At 47.1% G+C, this 20162-nt stretch carries 17 protein-coding genes; 6 read left to right on the forward strand and 11 right to left on the reverse strand.

The window, feature by feature from the left end; all coding sequences use genetic code 11:
* Nucleotides 1-66: 66 nt before the first annotated feature.
* The 4 genes from CLV42_RS28695 to CLV42_RS28710 form a co-directional block, all read right to left on the reverse strand.
* On the reverse strand, nucleotides 67-1248 hold the full coding sequence (locus CLV42_RS28695) for an efflux RND transporter periplasmic adaptor subunit (protein WP_106605378.1): 1182 nt from the start codon (nucleotides 1246-1248) through the stop codon (nucleotides 67-69).
* Nucleotides 1249-1588: 340 nt separating this feature from the next.
* Nucleotides 1589-2470 (reverse strand): helix-turn-helix domain-containing protein, encoded by an 882-nt coding sequence (locus tag CLV42_RS28700; RefSeq protein WP_106605379.1) that lies wholly within the window; start codon nucleotides 2468-2470, stop codon nucleotides 1589-1591.
* Between the two features lie 290 nt (nucleotides 2471-2760).
* Entirely contained in the window at nucleotides 2761-3201 is a 441-nt protein-coding gene (locus CLV42_RS28705; RefSeq protein WP_106605380.1) for a MarR family winged helix-turn-helix transcriptional regulator, read from the reverse strand.
* 535 nt (nucleotides 3202-3736) lie between these two features.
* Nucleotides 3737-5869, reverse strand: a complete 2133-nt coding sequence (locus CLV42_RS28710) for an endonuclease MutS2 (protein WP_106605381.1) — start codon at nucleotides 5867-5869, stop codon at nucleotides 3737-3739.
* Between the two features lie 203 nt (nucleotides 5870-6072).
* Between CLV42_RS28710 and msrA the strand changes: the two genes are divergently transcribed.
* From msrA to CLV42_RS34350, 5 genes are all read left to right on the forward strand, one after another.
* Nucleotides 6073-6723 (forward strand): peptide-methionine (S)-S-oxide reductase MsrA, encoded by a 651-nt coding sequence (msrA, locus tag CLV42_RS28715; protein ID WP_170117688.1) that lies wholly within the window; start codon nucleotides 6073-6075, stop codon nucleotides 6721-6723.
* Between the two features lie 163 nt (nucleotides 6724-6886).
* Nucleotides 6887-7642 (forward strand): hypothetical protein, encoded by a 756-nt coding sequence (locus CLV42_RS28720; protein WP_106605382.1) that lies wholly within the window; start codon nucleotides 6887-6889, stop codon nucleotides 7640-7642.
* A 69-nt stretch (nucleotides 7643-7711) separates the two neighbouring features.
* The gene (locus CLV42_RS28725) at nucleotides 7712-8608 is read left to right on the forward strand and encodes a hypothetical protein (protein WP_106605383.1); all 897 of its coding nucleotides are present in this window, start codon (nucleotides 7712-7714) and stop codon (nucleotides 8606-8608) included.
* A 33-nt stretch (nucleotides 8609-8641) separates the two neighbouring features.
* The gene (locus tag CLV42_RS28730) at nucleotides 8642-9589 is read left to right on the forward strand and encodes a hypothetical protein (RefSeq protein WP_106605384.1); all 948 of its coding nucleotides are present in this window, start codon (nucleotides 8642-8644) and stop codon (nucleotides 9587-9589) included.
* A gap of 33 nt (nucleotides 9590-9622) precedes the next feature.
* Nucleotides 9623-10342 carry a hypothetical protein gene (locus tag CLV42_RS34350; protein ID WP_245901760.1) on the forward strand — a complete coding sequence of 240 codons (720 nt, stop codon included), beginning with the start codon at nucleotides 9623-9625 and terminating at the stop codon, nucleotides 10340-10342.
* A gap of 167 nt (nucleotides 10343-10509) precedes the next feature.
* On the opposite strand, the gene CLV42_RS28745 is transcribed toward CLV42_RS34350, so the two are convergent.
* Nucleotides 10510-10713, reverse strand: a complete 204-nt coding sequence (locus CLV42_RS28745) for a hypothetical protein (protein WP_106605387.1) — start codon at nucleotides 10711-10713, stop codon at nucleotides 10510-10512.
* Nucleotides 10714-10804: 91 nt separating this feature from the next.
* Here CLV42_RS28745 and CLV42_RS28750 point away from each other — a divergent pair, with 91 nt between their 5' ends.
* Complete coding sequence (locus CLV42_RS28750) at nucleotides 10805-11206, forward strand: hypothetical protein (protein ID WP_245901761.1); 402 nt, start codon at nucleotides 10805-10807, stop codon at nucleotides 11204-11206.
* Nucleotides 11207-11212: 6 nt separating this feature from the next.
* On the opposite strand, the gene CLV42_RS28755 is transcribed toward CLV42_RS28750, so the two are convergent.
* The 6 genes from CLV42_RS28755 to CLV42_RS28780 all read right to left on the reverse strand — a co-directional run bounded on the left by CLV42_RS28755 (nucleotide 11213) and on the right by CLV42_RS28780 (nucleotide 19821).
* Nucleotides 11213-12739, reverse strand: coding sequence for a SusD/RagB family nutrient-binding outer membrane lipoprotein (locus CLV42_RS28755; protein ID WP_170117689.1), 1527 nt, complete (start codon nucleotides 12737-12739; stop codon nucleotides 11213-11215).
* 9 nt (nucleotides 12740-12748) lie between these two features.
* Nucleotides 12749-15919 carry a SusC/RagA family TonB-linked outer membrane protein gene (locus tag CLV42_RS28760; protein ID WP_170117690.1) on the reverse strand — a complete coding sequence of 1057 codons (3171 nt, stop codon included), beginning with the start codon at nucleotides 15917-15919 and terminating at the stop codon, nucleotides 12749-12751.
* Nucleotides 15920-15974: 55 nt separating this feature from the next.
* Nucleotides 15975-16889: a FecR family protein gene (locus tag CLV42_RS28765; RefSeq protein ID WP_106605390.1), complete on the reverse strand. Its 915-nt coding sequence runs from the start codon at nucleotides 16887-16889 to the stop codon at nucleotides 15975-15977.
* A gap of 44 nt (nucleotides 16890-16933) precedes the next feature.
* Nucleotides 16934-17491, reverse strand: coding sequence for an RNA polymerase sigma-70 factor (locus CLV42_RS28770; RefSeq protein ID WP_211303550.1), 558 nt, complete (start codon nucleotides 17489-17491; stop codon nucleotides 16934-16936).
* A gap of 135 nt (nucleotides 17492-17626) precedes the next feature.
* The gene (eutC, locus tag CLV42_RS28775) at nucleotides 17627-18409 is read right to left on the reverse strand and encodes an ethanolamine ammonia-lyase subunit EutC (protein ID WP_106605392.1); all 783 of its coding nucleotides are present in this window, start codon (nucleotides 18407-18409) and stop codon (nucleotides 17627-17629) included.
* Nucleotides 18410-18444: 35 nt separating this feature from the next.
* Nucleotides 18445-19821 (reverse strand): ethanolamine ammonia-lyase subunit EutB, encoded by a 1377-nt coding sequence (locus CLV42_RS28780; protein WP_106605393.1) that lies wholly within the window; start codon nucleotides 19819-19821, stop codon nucleotides 18445-18447.
* Between the last annotated feature and the right edge of the window lie 341 nt (nucleotides 19822-20162).

Genomic DNA, 20162 nt, shown 5'->3' on the forward strand with positions numbered 1-20162 from the left:
GCGTCGTCTTCCCGGTGCGGCTTTTTATAGCCGTTAAAAAGAGTGTACGCTGCTGCGTGTGGTCACTTAAAGCGGCCTTACTTTCAGCAGACTGTCCAGTGACATTGGTTCTGGTTGTATCACAACGCCATCGCGGAGACGGTCCAATCCTGTATATACAACAGATTCTCCCGCGGTTACACCTTTTTCCACGAAATAATAGGCGTTACTCTTTCCCGATACTTTGATAGGTTTGCTGACTACTTTATTACTGTCGCCAACAGTAAAGATGAATATCTTATCCTGTAACTCAAATGTAGCTTCCTGTGGCACCACCAATGCAGCAGGAAATGATTCAGAGATCTTCACTTTGCCGGTATTGCCGGAACGCAGCAATCCATTAGGGTTTGGAAATACAGCACGGAAGCTGACAGCACCCATTGTTTTGTCAAACTGGCCTTCCATGGTTTCAATACGTCCTTTCTCCGGATAGATAGTGTTGTCGGGCATGACCAGTTCTACAGGAGGTAACTGTTTTACTTTTTCTGCGATGGTATTGCCTTTTACTTTGTCTTTAAACTGGAGGAAATCGACTTCACTCATAGAGAAATAAGCATACACTTCATTCACATCTGAGAGCAGTGTGAGTGGTTGTGTTTCACTACGTCCGACGAGGCTACCTAATTTATAAGGAATACGGCCGATGTATCCGTTTACGGGAGCGGTTATGACTGTATAACCCAGGTTGATACGTGCGTTTCCTACCATCGCCTCTGCCTGAGCAACATTGGCTTTCGCAGCCTGTAAGGCAGCTTTGGCAGTCTTCAGTTGCACATCAGAAACAACATTATTATCTACCAGTGGTGTGAGCCTGGATACTTCCAGGGCGGCTTTTTCTTCATTCGCCTGTGCAGCTGCAAGGCTGGCGGAAGTATTGCTCAACTGCTCGCGGTAAGGGCGGTCGTTGATACGGAAGAGTGGCTGGCCTGCTTTCACATAAGCACCTTCATCTACGAAGATCTTATCGAGGTAGCCATCTACCTGCGGGCGGATCTCTACGTTCACTCTACCTTCGAGCGCTGCGTTATATTCACGGTAAGTAGTACCAGGCATTGCTGCTGCCTTGAATACAGGCAATGCAGCGGGTGGAGGAGCTCCATCTGATCTGGCGGAAGAAGAGGCGCAACCTGATAATACTACCATAACTATTAAGCTATAGAGAAAGCCCGCAGGCTTTTGTTTGTAAAAGATCTGAAATAAGTGGTTCATACGGTTTGTTTTTCTTGATAGATGACAATAGCGATCCTGTCTGTAATCCTTATTGGCGATTTCAGATACATGACGGAGCTATGGGCAAATCCTGCCTAGCCCTTTCCGAGGTGGAAGGAAAGGAAAACAGTAGTTGTCACGTAGTTTGCACTACGGGGTAGATTTACGCTTAAAAATTTTTATAGACTGCTAAGAGAATATAGTTTCCGGCGGTTAGCAGAAAGAGAATTTGAACTTCATGAGCTTGCGGTTTTAGTTTGACGGTTGCTAAAACAGTTTATTCCAATCAACTACAAAAGTAGATCGTATGAATTTGAAAATCGTTTAACAAATTACGGTATTAATTGTACTTTTCCCGGATGCTTCTCTGAAAAGAGGCTGGTGTAGCGCCTGTATGTTTTTTAAAGAAGCGGTTAAAATAGCCATCATCTTCGAAATTCAGTTGTCCTGCTATTTCCTTGATGCTATGTTCTGCCCAGTACAATAACCGTTTTGCCTCCGTTATCCGTTTCTCATCAATGATCTGTTTTGCTGTTTTTCCCATAGCTGATTTGATGGTATCATTCAGGTGTCCTGGTGTGACAAACATCATATCTGCATAATGGGCGACTTGTGTTTTATCTTTATAATGCAGGTCTGACAATTCATTAAATTGCTTTACAATGCGGTTGGGCAGCGTATCTGACTGAATAGATGCAATATCCAGCTGTGGCAATCTTGCGGTTGCGGCCATGAAAGATTTCAACTGACTACGGATGATCAGGTCACTGAGCGGCTGCGGGTTCTCTGTTTCTCTCAGCATCAAACGGGCGAAGCTCATTAGTTCTTTCAGCTGTACGTCTGTCAATTGAATGACTACTTTTTCAAACAGGCATCCCCAGCATATCATACCACTGCCGGATGTTTCCGGTATCAGGAATTCCTGTGAAAAAGAGATGTTCACGATTTCTGACAAGCTATCTCCACTATCCTGATGTATCTGGTCGGGCGACAACATAATTAACGCCGGGGCTTTCACGGTGTATTTTTCGAAGTCAATATATTGTACGCTTTCTCCTGACAGTAACAGGGTGAGGCTGTAATTTGAGCGTCTGTGTGGCTCCGACATATCTCCAGGTTGCACCAGGTAAGTAGTACGATCGATATGAAATCCTCGTACAGGGTTACCGGGCCTGTTAACGTCGGCATAGTTGTAAACGGGTATCAATACATTATTCCTCATAACACTTGGCGATTTGTTATTAATAATGGTTCCTAACAGTAAATAAGATGATCAGGCAGATCTGATTAGATTAATTTATTGGACAGAAGCAGGTGGTAACAAGTAGTATAACGTATAGTACAATTAAATATGGTGGTACAAAAGTATAAATTCCATCCACATTTTCTAGCAATCCATTGAATTTTAATTTCTAGCTTGATAAATTAATGCTATACGATTCCTGCTACTTTCCAATACCGTATTTAATTAGCCGGCTAAATAAATATGGTAAAAAAAAGGAAAAATGAGTTTTATTCTTCCTCTTCGATGTTCTCCAGCACCTGCATTAACAGTCTCCTGAGCAATACTTTTTCTTCCGTGCTCATATTCTTTACAATCTGTTGTTCCAGTTTATTCCAGGTAGTATCTATGATTTCAGTTGCAGCTTCTGTTCCTTTTTCTGTGAGTTTTACCCTGACAACCCGCTGATCAGCACAGCACTTTTCCCTTGTCAGGAAGCCGTTCTTTTCCAGTCTTTCGGCCATTCTGGTTACTGTTGCCGGGGTAACGTCCAGGTTTTCCGTGAGTTCGTTCATCGTCATTGCTCCTCCGCATAATACCTGGGCCAGGAAGTGCTCCTGACCGGCGTGGAGATTGTATGCAGCCAGCATCTGGTTGCCTTTATTCCTGTGTACCTTACAGATCTGCACGAGCAGGTGGCTGATGGTACTGCACATCATCGGCTTGTTCATGAGACAAATATAATATTTAGCCGGCTAAATAAAATCTAATTCTCTTTTTTTGTGTCTGCGGATTGTCATCTGTGTACTGGGCTAAAATAGAAAGCGGGTGCATCAAATATTCTTGATACACCCGCTTTCTATTTTATTACTAAGCTAAGTAGCTTCTTTATTACTACGCTGAGTAGCTTCTATATTATTACGCTAAGTAGCTCCGGTTTCAGTATGGGATGGCGGTCGGCGCCTCTCTGGATGTCGATTGAGCGTTTTCAATCGAATAAGGCGGTTGGATATCTATTGGGCAGCACCGGTCGTGTCACCGGAGAGCCGAAGGCCCGCCATTCCCATCTGAAACCGCTTGCTACTTTCGCTGTCGCTATTGCTGGTTACGGTACGCTTTTTCTGACCTCGTTAAGCTTTGCTTGCCTTACTTTGTTTTCCTTACTTTGTTTTCCTTGCTTTGCTTTACTTGCTTTGCTTTACTTGCTTTGCTTTACTTGCTTTGCTCGTATGCTGTATTGGATGAAATAATTACTTCGCTCAATAATTACTTCGCTGCTTCCTTTGCTTCTTTGGGCTCTTTAGGTCGCTCTTTTACGAGTACCAGGTCGGCCATGGGTACGTTCATAGGGATGTTGCCCAGCTTTACGATACCACGTTTGTCGCGGATCTCCATGAGCTTCCCTACCTGACCGTTGCTCTTTATTTTTACCTGATCGCCCAGCTTGAGGTCACTTCCTACTACTTCAAGGAATTTCTCCTGTACCTTCTTTTCAAAGCGCTCATTGATCTGTTTTTCCTTTTTACGGAATAACAGTGCTTCTGCCTGCTTGAGTACTTTCTGTTTGTCGTCGGTACGCTTCCATTCTATCACGATCTGCTTCATCTTGCGCTCCATATCCTTCAGGTATTGGAGTTCGTCTTCCTTGATCTTATTCTGGAGTTTGAGGGTGGTGAATTGCTGTGTTTTCCTTTCCTTGTCGGAGAGGATTTCGTATTCACGTTTCAGCTTTTCATTTTCCTTCAGAAGCTTCTGCAGTTCCTTTTCCTTGGCCTCGATCTTCTGGAGGTCCTGTTCGGCTTTATTTAGGAGCTTATCCAGTTGGAAATGTCCTTCATCCACCAGGTTCTTCGCGCGGGAAATCAGGGCCGGATGTAAGCCAATACGCTGTGCGATTGAGAATGTATAGGAACTACCCGGCTTACCCACGATCAGTTTATACATAGGCAGCAGGTTCTCTTCATCAAAGCCCATCGCACCGTTGATGATACCTTTTACCTTGTTGGCCATGATCTTCAGGTTCAGGTAGTGGGTGGTCACAATACCAAAAGCGTGCTTCTTGGCCATTTCCTCCATGATCACCTCTGCAAAGGCGCCACCGAGATTAGGGTCGGAACCACTTCCCAGTTCATCTATAAAGAACAATGTTTTACCATTGGCCTCTTCCATGAAGTACTTCATATTCTTCAGATGAGAACTGTAGGTACTCAGCTCAAACTCAAGGGACTGCGTATCACCAATGTGGATCATCAGTTGGCGGAAGATACCCAGCTGAGAACTCGGGTGTACGGGTACCAGCAGGCCTGCCTGTAACATGAGCTGGATCAGTCCCACCGTTTTCATCGTTACCGTCTTACCGCCGGCGTTAGGACCGCTGATCACCAGGATATGGCTGTCTTTATCCAGTGTCAGATTTACCGGGATAGTCGGTTTCTGGTTACGACGATTGTATAATAATAACAGGGGGTGATATGCTTCTACCAGGTGTACCTGTGCATGCGGCGTGAGCATGGGGTAATTACCGTCCATGTCCAGCGCCAGTCTGGCTTTACCTCTGATAAAGTCGTACAGTCCGAGGATTTCGTGATAGTTATTGAGCAGCTGCGCGTGCTGGCTTAATGCAGCCGTCAGTGTACGCAGGATCTTGTACACCTCTTTGCTTTCCTCTCTTTCGAGGGACATTACGTCATTGTTCAGCTCAATCGTTTCTTCCGGCTCTATGAAAGAGGTACGGCGGGTATCAGACTCTCCATGCTGAATACCTTTCACCATACGCTTGTTTTCTGCATAGACAGCCACTACCCTTCTGCCGTTGAGGAATGCCTCTTCGGTATCAGCCAGGTAGCCCAGTTTGCTGAGTTTACTTAGAACGCGGTCGAATGCGCGGCGCAGTTCATTCCTTTTACGGAAGAGGCTCATACGGATCTTCGCCAGCTCAGGGGTGGCGTTATCACGTATATCACCATTCTCGTCCAGCACTTCATCTATCAGTGCGGTGATCTTCTTTTCGTAATGGGTATGAGTGATCACGCTGAACAAGCCGGCATACTGCACCCGCCTGTCGTGATCAAAGAAACGTACAATACTGTGCATGCTTTCCGCCAGCTTGCGCAAAAGCATGATCTGTTCACCACTCAGTACGGCGCCCTGAATGCCCAGCATCCGGAGCTCATTTTTCAGGTTCAGTACGTAATCGTTGGGAAAGTGCTCCTGCAGCAAAGTAAGCTGCTTGTATTCATGGGCCTGTTGAAGGGCTGTTCTGACATAATCAATGTGGGTGTGCAAACGCAGGTCATCTGCCATCTGTTTACCCAACTCCGTTTTACAATGCTCCTTTAACAAAGCCTGTACCTTGTCAAATTCCAGCTGTACCAGTGCTGAATCGGGAAAATATTTCATCTTACTTATCCATACAAAGCCTGTAAACCCTTTGTTTACAGACGGTTAAAATTGGTCATTGCCGCTCCGTACCTTCTACGGTCCGGCAAAAGGAATGTTAAAGTTACTTAACTTGGTGATCTAATCCGTTATTCTTGTCGTAATTTAACTTGTTGAGGGTATCTGAGCCCTTGACTTCAATGACACCATCAACAATTTAAATCATGCGAAGATACTCATTATTAAGCTGTTTATTGGCACTAACTATCAGTGCCTGTGCACAGGGCGGAAAAACAAAAGACAAAGTACCAGGAGATATGGAAGTCAGCAACAATGTTAAAACTGAAAAAGCGACATTCGGGGGCGGTTGCTTCTGGTGTACGGAGGCACAGTTCCAGTACCTCGATGGGGTGACCAAAGTAGAATCCGGTTATGCCGGCGGCACCGTTGCGAATCCCAGCTACGAAGAAGTAAGCACCGGCACTACCGGTCACGCAGAAGTGATACAGGTTACCTACGATCCTTCAAAGATCAGCTACGAAGAGCTGTTACAGGCCTTCTGGCAAAGCCATGACCCTACCCAGTTGAACAGGCAGGGTAATGATGTGGGTACCCAATACCGGTCTGTGATCTTCTATCACAATGAGGATCAGCACAAACTGGCGGAACTGTATAAGGAGAAACTGCAGCAGTCGGGCGCGTACGATAAACCGGTAGTAACGGAAATAGCACCTTTTACCGCCTTCTACAAGGCCGAAGACTATCACCAGAACTATTACAATGAAAATGGCTCCCAGCCTTATTGTCACTTTGTGATCCAGCCCAAACTGGAGAAATTCAAAAAGGTATTTAAGGATAAGTTAAAGAAGAACTAACTTATTGTAATACAACATTTTTCCAAAGCGAATGATCTTCCCGGTCATTCGCTTTGTATTTTAAGCCCAAGCTGCTGCCTTTACATATTTAAAAATAAAGGTATATTGCAGCTGGACAAGACATTATCCCTACGAACTGTTAAGCTCTATATACCACATACCCATGAAATATGAACCATCTGCGGATGCGAACATCTCCGAGCAGGAGAAAGCATTTCGCTCCTTTATCAGCAACGACCCTGCGCTGAGTTATTTCCTCGAAACAGGCAGTATGCTTAAAAACAAAAGGTTTACAAAGGAAGAGATCTACAATGATCCTGCATTCCTGACATTTATTTCCCCTTATTTTCAGGATGTTTATGTGAAAGCGATATTCAGGTCATTTGATCTGAAAGATACAAACCTGATGAGCGATATAGCGGTAAACCGTATCCTGCTGGATGAGGCTCATAAGAAACAGGCTTTTGATCAGATCTTCGTTTACCTGGAAGAAAAGAAGGCAAAACTGGTGTCACTGAGCAATAAGCTGCATCTGGGAGAGGCCATTTCGCTACTCGATCTATCAGAATATACAGGTATAATGACCATTGCCAACCTGAATTATCTGCCTGTTGAATTCAAGGAATTCCGTTCTGCATATGGCAGAGAAATCATCAAAGTAGTGCGCTGGCTGGTAAACCGCGACTTCCAGGGAGCGTTGAACCTGGCTACTGACCTACGTCAGCTGAAATGTGATCCACAGACAACGTATGATGCAGATGCCTTGTATCAGCAACTGGAAAGTACAAGTCAGAAAGCAAGTGCTCTTGAAGGTATTTCCGGCGGCGGCGGAGGTGAGGTGAGTACTGGTAAGATAATACTGGCTATCATCGGGTTCATTATTTTTATCATTAAGCTGATACTGCTCTTCTCAAATTAATATATTGTTTGCCGGATAAGGAATAACTTTATCCGGCAAACACCTAAGGTCCATATAACCCGGTACCCAATGAAATACGAACCATCCACGGCTGCGAACATCTCCGAACAGGAGAAGACATTCCGCACCTATGTCAGCAATGACCCTGCGCTGAGTTATTTCCTCCAAACAGGCTCCATGCGTCCCAACACAACATTTGCGGAGCAAATGATCTATCAGGATCCTGCATTCCTGGCATTTATCTCTCCATATTTCAAGGAAGTGTACGTAAACGCTATTATCAGGGCGTTTGATATGAAAGATACAAGCCTGATGAGTGATCTGGCAATGAATACTGTACTGCTGGACAATGCTCACAGGAAGCAGGCTTTTGATAATATCCTGGTTTACCTGGAAAAAAAGAAAGGGGCACTGGTATTGCTTCATTCTAAATTGCGGAAGCAGAAGCGCGTTGATATCCCTAATCTGGCGGAACATGCCAACACAATAGTTATCTGTAATCTGAACTACCTGCCGTCTGAATTCCTGGCATTCCGTTCGACCTATGCGCAGGCCACCATGAAGGTGATCAATGTACTGGTTAAGCGCGATCTGCCGACAGCAATGGATATGATCACCGATCTGCGTCAACTCACAGTTGACGCGCAGACTTCACATGAAGTGGATGCGCTGTATAAGCAACTCAACCATGCGAATCAGCAAACACGCACCAGTAATAAAAACGTCTCCGGTAATTCCAGCGCTTCTAATAGCGCCGGCAGTTCCAGCAAGAGCGGCAGCAACGTTCTATCGTTTGTGGTCGGCATCATCCTCATCATCGTCTTCGCCATTTTCAGGCTGTTCCTTTCAGATAACAGAGGGTACCATAGTAATGGTTTGTATCATTATTTTCGTTCATCCCGTTCCTCTTATCATCCTTCTGATCACCCTTCTTCTCGTCCTTCTGAGCGTCGTAATCGTCGTTAGGTTGCAAAAGAAGCTATCTATATATTCAATACCATGAAATACGAACAATCTACGGCGGCGAGCATCTCTGAACAGGAGAAGACATTCCGTACCTATATCAGCAATGACCCTGCGCTGAGTCACTTTCTCGAAACAGGCGCCACGCAGCAAAATGCGAGATTTGCAAAGGAAGCGATCTACAGGGACCTCACATTCCTGGCATTTATCTCCCCGTATTTCCACGAAGTGTACGTAAATGCTGTTATCAATGCGTTTGATCAGAGAGAAACAAGCCTGATGAGTGATATAGCCATGAATACTATTCTGCTGGACGATACTCACAGGAAACAGGCTTTTCATGATATCCTGGTCTACCTGGAACAAAAAGAAGCCATGCTGGCATCATTTCACGCTAAGCTGCTGATGCAGGAGTTCGTTGACATCCCTGCTCTCACAGAGCATACCAACATGACAACCATTGCTAATCTGAATTACCTGCCGGGTGAATTCCTGGAATTTCGTTGCGCCTATGCACGAGCGATCATGAAGGTGATCAATTCACTTGTTAACCGGAATCTGCAGATAGCAACGATCATGATCACGGATCTGCGTCAACTCACCGTTGATATGCAAACTGCAAATGATGTGAAGGCGCTGTATCAGCGGCTCAACGATGCGGATCAGGAGGCGAGCGCTATTGACAGCAGTTATGGCTATTCCGGCACTTATGATAATTCCGGCAGTTCCGGTTATTCCGGCAGTGCTGGTTACTCGGGCAATTTTGATAATTCCGGTGGCTCAGACGGAAGCATCGGCAGGGTATTGTTGGGCATCGTGATTATCATCGCTATCATCATCATCACCATCTTTGGGAGGTTCTCTTCGGGTAACAGCGGATACCATAGCAGTGGATCTTATCATTATCATCGTTCATACCGTCCATCTTATCATCCTTCTGATCACCCTTCTTATCATCCCTCCTACCGTCGTGGTCGTCGTTAGTTTGCAAAAGAAGAGGTCTATACATTTTATACCATGAAATACGAACAAATCGCACCTGCGAATATATCCGAACAGGAGAAGATATACCGCACTTTTATCAGCAATGATCCTGTACTGAGCTATTTTCTGGCAACGGGTTCCATACCACCGAACGCAAGATTTGTAAAAGAAGCGATCTATACGGATATTGGGTTCCTGGCATTTATTTCTCCCTATTTCAAGGAAGTATATGTCCAGGCCATACGCGCTGCGTTTGCGCTGAAAGATATAAATCTGATGAGTGATGTGGCTGCGAATCCAATGCTGCTGAATACGGCGTATAGAATGCAGGCTTTTGATGAACTGCTCGCTGACCTGGAAGAAAAGAAGACGAAACTGGCAGCAATGCACCATAAACTGGTGATGTATGACCCCCTGGAGTTCGGCGACCTGTTAGCATATACAGATGCTTCAACTATCAGTAACATGAACTATCTGCCGGTTGAATTCCTGGAATTTCGCTCGGCTTATGCAGCATTGGTAGTGAAGGTCATCAGGGCACTGGTCAACCGGGACTTACCGACATCATTGACAATGGTCTGCAACCTGTGTGAACTAACAGTTGATATGCCAACTTTACAGGATGTCCATGCACTGTGTAAGCTGATTCACGAGGCAGATAACGAGCAAAAAGGCATGGAATGCGACCGGGAGCGACTCTCACGTTATATTTCCAGCCTCGGCAGACGACACAGATATGATTCATGGCCATAAAGTACGCTTTAAGCATACCTTTGACATGCCTTTACTATGCCTTTACTATGCCTTTACTATGCCTTTACTATGCCTTTGAGGTGGACTTCAGGTGGACTTAAAGGCAGGCATCCTACCGGGGCATATACCGGAACATGCTTGCCTCCCCGGTAAAATGCCTGCACTCACTAAGCCATGGATTCGTTCACCATGGTATTAATTTTCTGTTGTGATTTGCGTAAATGGCGGTTGGCCATCTGGCGTGCACTATCTGCTGCAGATCCGGCCTTATCCAGGAGACCTTTCACACCTCCATTTTTCCGTGTCAGATATAAGATCACTCCAGCTGCTGCGGCACCCACAATGGATGCGGCTATCATTGCTTTTTTCATAACTCATTCATTTTGGTATGTCTTGATTAATACAAGAGTTATACCAATTGGCGCCAGATTTTATATTTTTGCCGGCACAATAAAACCAAACATGCCCGAAACCACACCTGTTTACAGTATCCCGTTGAAATACCGGAAAATGGAAAATCTGCATATCGTTTTCTGGCTGCTGAAAGACATAGGCTGGTGCCTGATCTGGAAGCCATTGGGCATCGCGATGATCTTCCCTACGCTGATAGTTGCTATTATTATCGCTTACCGTACACGGCAATTTATGTCGGAATTATGCCACAACCTGGCGATCGCGGTATGGATCACGGCTAACTCTTACTGGATGATCAGTGAGTTCCTGCATTTTGATGCGGAGATCATTACCGGATGGATCACTTATAAGCACCTGGCACTGATTCCCTTCTTAACGGGTGTATTGATACTGGGGTACTATTATATCTGGTATAAACCAAGGCATCCGGAAGAAGAAGAGACTATGTAATGCCCATTAATAGTCCCACCATACATGTTGCAACCAGTCGTCCGTTCCTCCCATTCTGTCCAGTGCCTCCTGGTAATGCAGGGTGTTGCTGAATGCCTCGGTGGAAGGATAGAATAAACGCCTGGGAGGAATGCCGTCTGTCTGCGATTCATTGCCCATATCAGTAATACGCGCCAGTACAGGAAAGCCACTACGGCGCTGGTTGGCAAATGCTTCGAATCCGTTGGGGAAGAGCGCTACCCATTTCTGCATATTGATCTGTTCGATCTCCCTGCCGGGTGTCAGCCTGTGTGCACGAACAAAGGCCGTCGCGGTGTCTTCAGGAATATATCCTATTTCAGGATACAGTTTCAGCTGATCAATGGCCGCGCGGATCCCTGTCTGATACCAGTTATTGGCGTCATCAGGTATCCAGCCCCTGGCTGCTGCTTCTGCCTCCAGGAAGGCCACTTCTGCATATCCCATGTGGAGGAAAGGGGCCTCCAGCCGGTAAAAGGGCTGGTTCAGGACGCAATACTTATCCGCAGCAGGTATTACTACTCCCTCCGGGCTGACATAATCTTCCTGATCATCCCAATAGTACATGCCTGGTTTCATTGACAGATAATGGGTAATGGCAGTAAAATCATTTCCTGCTGTATCCTTATTGGCAAAAAAGGTGGGTAAACGAGGATCTTTCTCGGCCTTCAGGTACTCCACGAATGTACTGCATCCCCTCACCCACTGGCGCACGTTATCTTCCAGCAGCGCCTGTGCATAACCGTTGCCCCGCAGGTCGGGATAAGCATAGTTATCGTGCAGCATACGGAAATTGTCTTCCTCACTTTGCATGACACCTGCAGCCAATGCGGCTTTTACCTGCTCCCTTGCAGTAATGGCGTTCACTTTGGTCAACCGCATAGCCAGACGCAGTCGCAGAGAACCTGCCAGGCGTTTCCACTTCTCCAGATCACCGTTGTAAACAATATCGTTCGCAATGCCCTCCCTCATGGGATTGAATTGTGCCGTTGCTTCTGCCAGTTCCTTGAAGAAGTCGGTATAGATGTCTGATTGTCTATCGTACTGAGGCGTGTAGATCTTGTTGTAATAAGCCAGGCCCGCCTGTGAATAAGGTATATCGCCGTAGGTATCTGTCAGCAGGGAAAATACATACACTCTCAATATACGGGCAGCCGCCAGGTAATTGACGAGGGTGGTATCGTTCTTATGATTTTCCAGCAGATCTACCAGTTGCTTTAAGCTCTTGCCATACAGGTTTTCCCACATGCAGTTGTTGTAAAATTCATCACGGATATACTTACCTCCCCGGCTCATATCTTCTGCTCCCGTAAGGTATTGCACCATAGGCTGAAAGATGTAAAGATTAGGATATCCCATCTCACGGCCACCGTCTATGAAATAAGCAGCGGCTGTCAGTTGCTCGCCGGGAGGAATATTGTCTTTCGTCTTCGGATCTGTATTGATCTCTTCAAAACCTGCGGTACAGGAAGACAGTAATAATATCAGCAGTATGTTCCAGCCATATCTTTTCATGGGCATCACTTAAAACTTGACGGACAGTTTAACACCATAAGACTTTCGTGTTGGCAGGGAGCCATATTCCAGTCCCTGTGCGGTCGTGTTGTTGTAACTTGACTCCGGATCTATGTTTGGTACAGCTTTGTAGATGGTGAACGGATTACGGGCCACCAGGGAGATAGTAGCTTCGCGGCATACCTTGCTGAAGACATGTAAAGGCAGCTCATAATCAAGATGCAGCTCTCTGAGTTTTACAAAAGTAGCATCGTATACGAAAGCCTCAGGAATGCTTTCTCCCAGCCTTTTCCAGTAGGACTGCGGATTCACATAGGCAGTCACTTCATTGCCGGTGGCCGCTTCTATGCCTTTGATTGGCAATCCACCTGTAGGCGTCCATTCCTCGGGCGTCTTTCCTGCGCTGATCCTTTCCCGCTCGGAACGCGCCCAGCTTTCCCGTCCTTCCAGCGTGCCTTTCTGGTTTCCATTTGTATAGGCCAGCAGGTTGGTCATGGAAAAGATGTTGCCACCGTATTTGATATCAATGAGCATTGTCAGCGCCAGGCGCTTATAGGAAAAGCGGTTGGTAATACTGCCTGTCCATGCATACTGATTGCTTCCCAGGCGACTGTCTGTTGTAGTCGCTTTCGGCAGATTATTTACATCCAGTACCAGGCGCCCTTTGAAATCGCGCAGGAAATGCCTGCCGGTCAGCATACCATACTCCGCATCCTTCTTCGCCACCACAGAAACATTTCCCCAACGCGCCACCGCCACCGGATAATACGGGGATATCAGCGAGTTGAGCGACTGTATCCTGTTCATGTTACGGGCAAAGATCAAACCGGCATCCCAACTGAAATTTTTATGTATTAACGGCGTTCCTCCCAATGCTATCTCCACTCCTTCGTTACGGATATTGCCGGAGTTGATCACAGCACTGGTATAGCCACTCGAGGTAGAAACCGGCGCATTCAGCACCTGGTCTTTCGTTCTGGAATGATACCAGGTAGCATCCAGGTGTAAACGGTTATAGAAGAACGCCAACTCTACGCCTGCTTCGTACGCATAGTTGACTCCCGGCCGAAGATCTGCGAAAGGCACATTATCCACCGCAACACCGCCTATAGAATATCCTTTTATGACAGGGATATCAGGATTGTAGCCATAGGTCAACCGCAGCAGGTAAGGCTGTACAGCATCCGTACCGGTTTGGGCTATAGATAAACGGAACTTGCCGGAAGAAAGGACCTGCTTATTTTTTATCAGCTCTGTAAACTGGAAAGCAGCGGAAGCAGAGGGATAGAAATAAGCGTTATGATCGCGGGGTAGTGTAGATGACCAGTCTTTACGACCTGTCAGCGACAGGAATAACAGTCGCCTGTAATCAATATCCAGAGAGGCGTACACTGCGTTGATCCTTTTCCGGAGGATCATTTCATGCCGCATACGGGTCTGAAAATTATTCAGTTCTCTGTCACCAGGGATGTTCATTTCCCGACCGGTTGTATTGCGGATCGTTTCCTCATAGTCCATACGGGTGGTGCCTACGTTCATTGTGAACCGGAATTGATTCAGCTGGCGGGTATAACTGAGCAGGAGATCAGTATTTATTTCCCAGAGTCTTCTGTCCTTGAGGAACATGGCGCCCAGCGGATTCACGGGCGTGGAATAGTTCATCAGTTCATTAAAGAAAAAGGCCGAGTAGTCTGCCCCCGAACGTATATGTACAGAGAAGCCGGGACAGAGCTTATATTTCAGGCGGATAAAGCCATTGAAGCGATCCTGATCGCTATTGTTAGGTTGTTCGTAGATGGCCCAGTAAGGATTGACCTGGTAGGTATTGTTATTCCAGTTGATGTAATTGCCTGTTGCAGGGTCCTTATATTTTTTCAGCCAGTTGATATCAATATTCGGTGCAATACCACTCAACACATAGCCCACGTTATTGGGATTGTCGGATAAGGCGGGCCGGTTCAGCACTTCTTCATCCAGCCATGCCAGGCGGGTATCCAGCTCCAGGTGCCGTGTAAGCTGGGTAGTGATCCTGGCCGAGAAGTGATGTCTTTGCAATCTGGCCGTGGGCACTATATCGTTGTTAAGTGTGTTGGTATAAGACGCCCGCAGCTGTGTTCTCTTATTCCCTGTGGATAAGGCCAGGGTATTGATAAGGGTGAATCCTTCGCGGAAAAACTTTGTAGCCGGATGCCTGGCTTTCACATAAGGCACCTTCATTCCATTCCAGAGCCATACCATGCTGTCGGCATTCATTTTAGGCCCCCAGCTGTATTGCGCGTCCCAGCGGGCTTCGGCTGCATTTTCCGGCAACAGCCCCTCGCGGCCGCTGCCATAGATATCCTGGAAATCATATCGGCTATTGGATCTCTCCAGTACGGCATTCGACATAAACTCTATTTCCAGCCCTTTACGGACACCCTTCTTTGTTGTGATCAGTATAACTCCGTTTGCAGCCCGGCTGCCGTATAAGGCTGCGGAAGCCCCTCCTTTGAGCACTGAAAGTGTTTCCACATCATCCGGGTTGATGATCACGGTACCATCTCCCAGATCATAACCACCGTATTTTTCTGCCTGACCGGGCGAGGTATTATTCACCGGGATACCGTCTATGACGAGCAGTGGCTGATTATTTCCACCCAGCAAACGCATTCCCCGCAGGGTAAGTTTTACGGATCCTGCCGCGCCACTATTCACAGGACTGATATCGAGTCCGGCGATCTTTCCGCTGAGGGCATTCATGGGATGTACGTCCCTCGCACTGGTCAGCTCCTTCCCTTTTATTTCTGCATGTGCATATCCCAGGGAGTATTGTTCCCTGCTAATGCCGAGGGCAGTCACCACAACGGGGTCCATCTGCATGATGCGGGTAAGCGGGAGTGTATCGGGAATGGGAACGATCATCTTCTGAAACCGGATAATGATCTGATGGCCGATGGTCCGGATCTCATACTGAGCAGGCGGAAAAACATTTTCCAGTGCGGCCTGTATGGAGATCTGCGTTTCATGCATGGTCACGGGTGCATGACCGTTGATGATCTCATTAGGATAAGCAAATGAAACGCCGGTCTGTTCTCCTATCCACTTCAGGAAAGCGGAAACAGGCATTTTCTTCACCCGGATATCCAGATGCTGCTGCAGTAGTGGAGACTGTTGTGCGGTACCGGTCAGGACTGCACACATTAAGAGGGTTAGAGTACCTAAAGTGGCCAGGACCTTCATAAGGGTAATGGAGCAGTTATTGATCCAGGACTGCGGCGAATATTTCCAACGCTTCGTCCTGAGGTGTATTATGCAGGCGCAAGGTAATTCGTTTATGCCGCAAATTCTCAACAACTTTTACTTCTGATAAATGGTAGTGGGCTGCTAATACGCTCGCCACATTTTCGGCTTCTTCATTTTCGAATACCAGATCATTCGTGGCCCAGGCGCATTGATTGCTATAGTTACCTATGGGATGTCTTATTTCGTCATCATTCCGGCTGACAGTGGCCAGGTTCCCACTTCCGCTGCTCAGTACCAGCTTCTTTCCTCCGCTGTGCAGGCTTATTTTGCCTTCAAAAACAATTACTTCTGTGAAGGTACTTTCTATGCGTACATTGAATGCTGTTCCGAGAACTTTTACAGTAGATTTATCGGCTGTAACGAGGAACTGCCGCTGCGGATCTTTCACCACATCAAAATAGGCTTCACCCTGTAGTAATTTCACTTCACGCTCTTTAAATAACTTCCTGTAAGCCAGCACCGTACCTGCCTTCATATGTATCATGGAGCTATCCGGCAGGGTGATGCTGTCTATATCGCCAGTGGGCGTTGCATAGGTGATCCAGTCATCGCCGGAGGTTTGCCACCACCAGCCACCTGCGGCCAGGAACAACAGCACTGCAGCTGCGGCTACGATCTTCCAGGGGGACATACGCTTTACCCTGGCGGCCGGCGCCATTTGCTCAGACAATTCCTGCCACCCTTCATCTACGTTAAAGGGCATGGGAGGAATAGCTGCGGCGGCTATCCAAAGCTGCTTCAGTTCTGCATATAGGTGTTGATTCTCTTCCGATTCCTCTAACCACTTATTTAATGCAGCCTGTTTGTCCCTGTTACCGGGGTCTGTAAGACAATCAATAATGAACCCGGTTATATCGTTGTTGTTCATTGCTTTATACTATTACGACAATCCAGCACCTCGATACTTTGATGCTACTGCAATTTTTTTCCGTCCAATAAGTGATTACGCAGATATTTCAGGGCTACTGCCAGCTGAAAATACACTGTGTTAACAGTAATACCCAGCCGTTCAGCTATTTCAGCCGGTTCCATTCCTTCGAAACGGCTGAGCAGGAAGATCTCCCGGCAGCGTGGGGCCAGCCCCTGTGCCAGGCGTATAATTTCCTTCTGCAGCAGCAGATGATCGGTGATCTCATGCAAGGAGGCGTTGTCAGCCTGCCATTGCAGGGCCTCTTCACTTACATTCCTCGACCGCCGTTTTAATTCATTGATACTTCTGTTGGTGACTGAACGATACAGGTAGTGGCGCACATTTCCGGTGATCTCAATCTGTTGTCCCTTTTCCCATAAATGTGCAAACAGGCTTTGCACGACTTCTTTGGCCAGGTCATTGTCTTTGACCCAGCGATAAGCTAACAGGAATAATTCCTCACTGTATGCTGCGTAGATTTTCTGGAAGACACCGGCATTACGGCTACGGAGGGCCTCAGTAGCTTCTTCGGCAGAGATATGGTATCCGTCTTGCGTCATCATCATTATGAATGCCGCACAAAGTATTATTTTTTTTAAATAATCAAACGGAAATTTCGGGGGGATGCGTATTAAAACACACACCGTAAAAAAGATGGTGCAACGCTGAACTGGTATGATGATAAGTCCTGCTAACTATTCAAGGCGTTCCCTTGATTCATAATTATCCTTTAGTCCGACTCCTGATAACTGCAGTCTGATCGCCTCCTGCAGGAGATAACAGATCTTTCCTGCTGCAGTATCATATTGTAATCCTTCCTGGCGGATGTTGGAGATGCAGTTCCTTGCTTCGTCTGTATTTCCCACACGTGGATTAAAAGTGAGATAAGCGCCCATACTGTCCGCAGCACTCAATCCGGGACGTTCACCTATCAGCATCAGTGTCATTTTTGTCTTTAACAACTCCCCTATTTCATCGCCGATAGCCACCCTTCCCTGCTCTGTCAGACAGATGGGACCTATTGATATCCCCACCGCTTTCAGCAGAGGTAACAGCTGCGTTAATAACGGTAAGGTATGTATATTCATCGCCGTTGCAGAGAGGCCATCTGCGATGATAACAGCTACATCTTTCTGCAACAAAGCAGCCGGTAATGTACGCAGCGTTTTAATGCTGTCTGCATCCAGTCTTCTGCCTTTATCAGGACGTTGCAAATATTCCTGCCGGTCGGCTGCACTGCTGTGCAATAATAATGTGCCGGTATGAAATGGTTGTAGTTGTTCCATTAACAAAGTGATATCCAGCTTTGAATAAACAGCGTCCCGCGCATGCGCATGGGCCAGTTTAAAAGCCAGTACTTCTCTTAAAGGAATGGCAGTACCTGTTCTTCCCAATGCAATACGTGCTGTGGTAAAAGCCTTTAATGAAGACCAGGGGTCTTCCTGTATCGGATGCCGGTGCTGTAATTCGTTGTTCATCCTGTGTGATAAATTCGATCTGTGTAATTATTTCTTCATCCTGCGTTATAGCTTAACAACTGATGCATCTTCCCTACCTGCTGCAACTGCCCCTTGTTGTTCATGATTCCCTGTCGCTGCAACCAGGCGTCAAATTCAGGCGCTGCTTTCAATCCCAGTACCTTACGGGCATAAAGTGCATCGTGAAAAGAAGTGGATTGATAATTCAACATGATATCATCCGCGCCCGGCACACCCATGATGAAATTACATCCTGCCACTCCTAATAGTGTAAGCAGATTATCCATATCATCCTGATCAGCTTCTGCATGATTTGTATAACAGATATCCACCCCCATCGGTAATCCCAACAGTTTGCCACAGCAATGATCTTCCAGCGCTGCGCGGATGATCTGTTTGCCATCGAAGAGATATTCTGGTCCGATAAATCCTACAACAGTGTTCACCAGTAATGGAGAGAACTGCCGGGCCACCGCATAAGATCTCACCTCACAGGTCTGCTGATCTATGCCTTCATGCGCATTGGCAGATAAAGCACTTCCCTGCCCTGTTTCGAAATACATCACATTATTACCTATTGTACCTCTGTTCAACGATAACGCTGCTTCATGTGCTTCCTTCAGCAAGGCCAGGTGAATACCAAAACTGCTGTTCGTCTTTTCCGTACCACCGATAGACTGGAATACCAGGTCGACCGGTGCCCGGTGAATAATCTCCAATGCAGTAGTGACGTGACACAATATGCAGGACTGTGTAGGGATATCAAACTGTGTACGTAGCTGATCCAGCATATGCAACAACTGCACCACCGCCTGCGGACTGTCCGTTGCAGGATTGATACCAATCACCGCATCTCCGCTGCCATACAGCAAACCATCTATGATACTGGCAGCGATCCCTTTGGGATCATCTGTGTTATGATTCGGCTGCAGACGCACAGATAGATGACCTTTCAAACCTATCGTATTACGGAAACGAGTCACTACTTCACACTTCTGCGCTACACTGATGAGGTCCTGGTTACGCATCAGTTTTGAGACCGCCGCTACCATCTCAGGTGTCAGGCCGGGAGATAAACGTTGCAGCGTCAGTGTATCTGCATCATCGCTCAACAGCCAGTCCCGCAACTCTCCTACCGTAAAATGACTGATCGGCGCGAAAGCCGTTTGATCGTGGGTGTCGATGATCAGGCGGGTGACCTCATCTTTTTCATAAGGAATGATGGCTTCCTGCAGGAATGTTTTTAAAGGAACATCTGCAAGGGTCATCTGCGCAGCAACACGTTCTTCATAGCTGTCTGCCGCAAGGCCGGCGAGGGCATCGCCGGAACGGAAGGGCGTTGCCTTCGCGAGTAAGGTGCGGAGATCAGCGAAAGTATATGTTTGGTGTTGTATGGTGTGCTGATATGACATGAATGTTGTTGATATTGATTGTAAAAATTTCCACCGGGGGATATCATCCGGCCCCGACACGTGTCACCGGGATTACCACCCTGGCCCCAACACGGGCCCCGGGGTTACCACCCCCGGCCCCAACACGGGCCCCGGGGTTACCACCCCCGGCCCCAACACGGGCCCCGGGGTTACCACCCCGGCCCCAACACGGGCCCCGGGGTTACCACCCCGGCCCTAACACGGCCCCCGGGGTTACCACCCCGGGCTACAAGTGAGTAGGAGGCATGAGATTATTTCGCATGCCGTCCCCTCCAGCCACCGTACGTACGGGTCCGTATACGGCGGCACATCAAAATAGT

It is taken from the genome of Chitinophaga ginsengisoli, assembly GCF_003014595.1.
Lineage (GTDB): Bacteria > Bacteroidota > Bacteroidia > Chitinophagales > Chitinophagaceae > Chitinophaga > Chitinophaga ginsengisoli.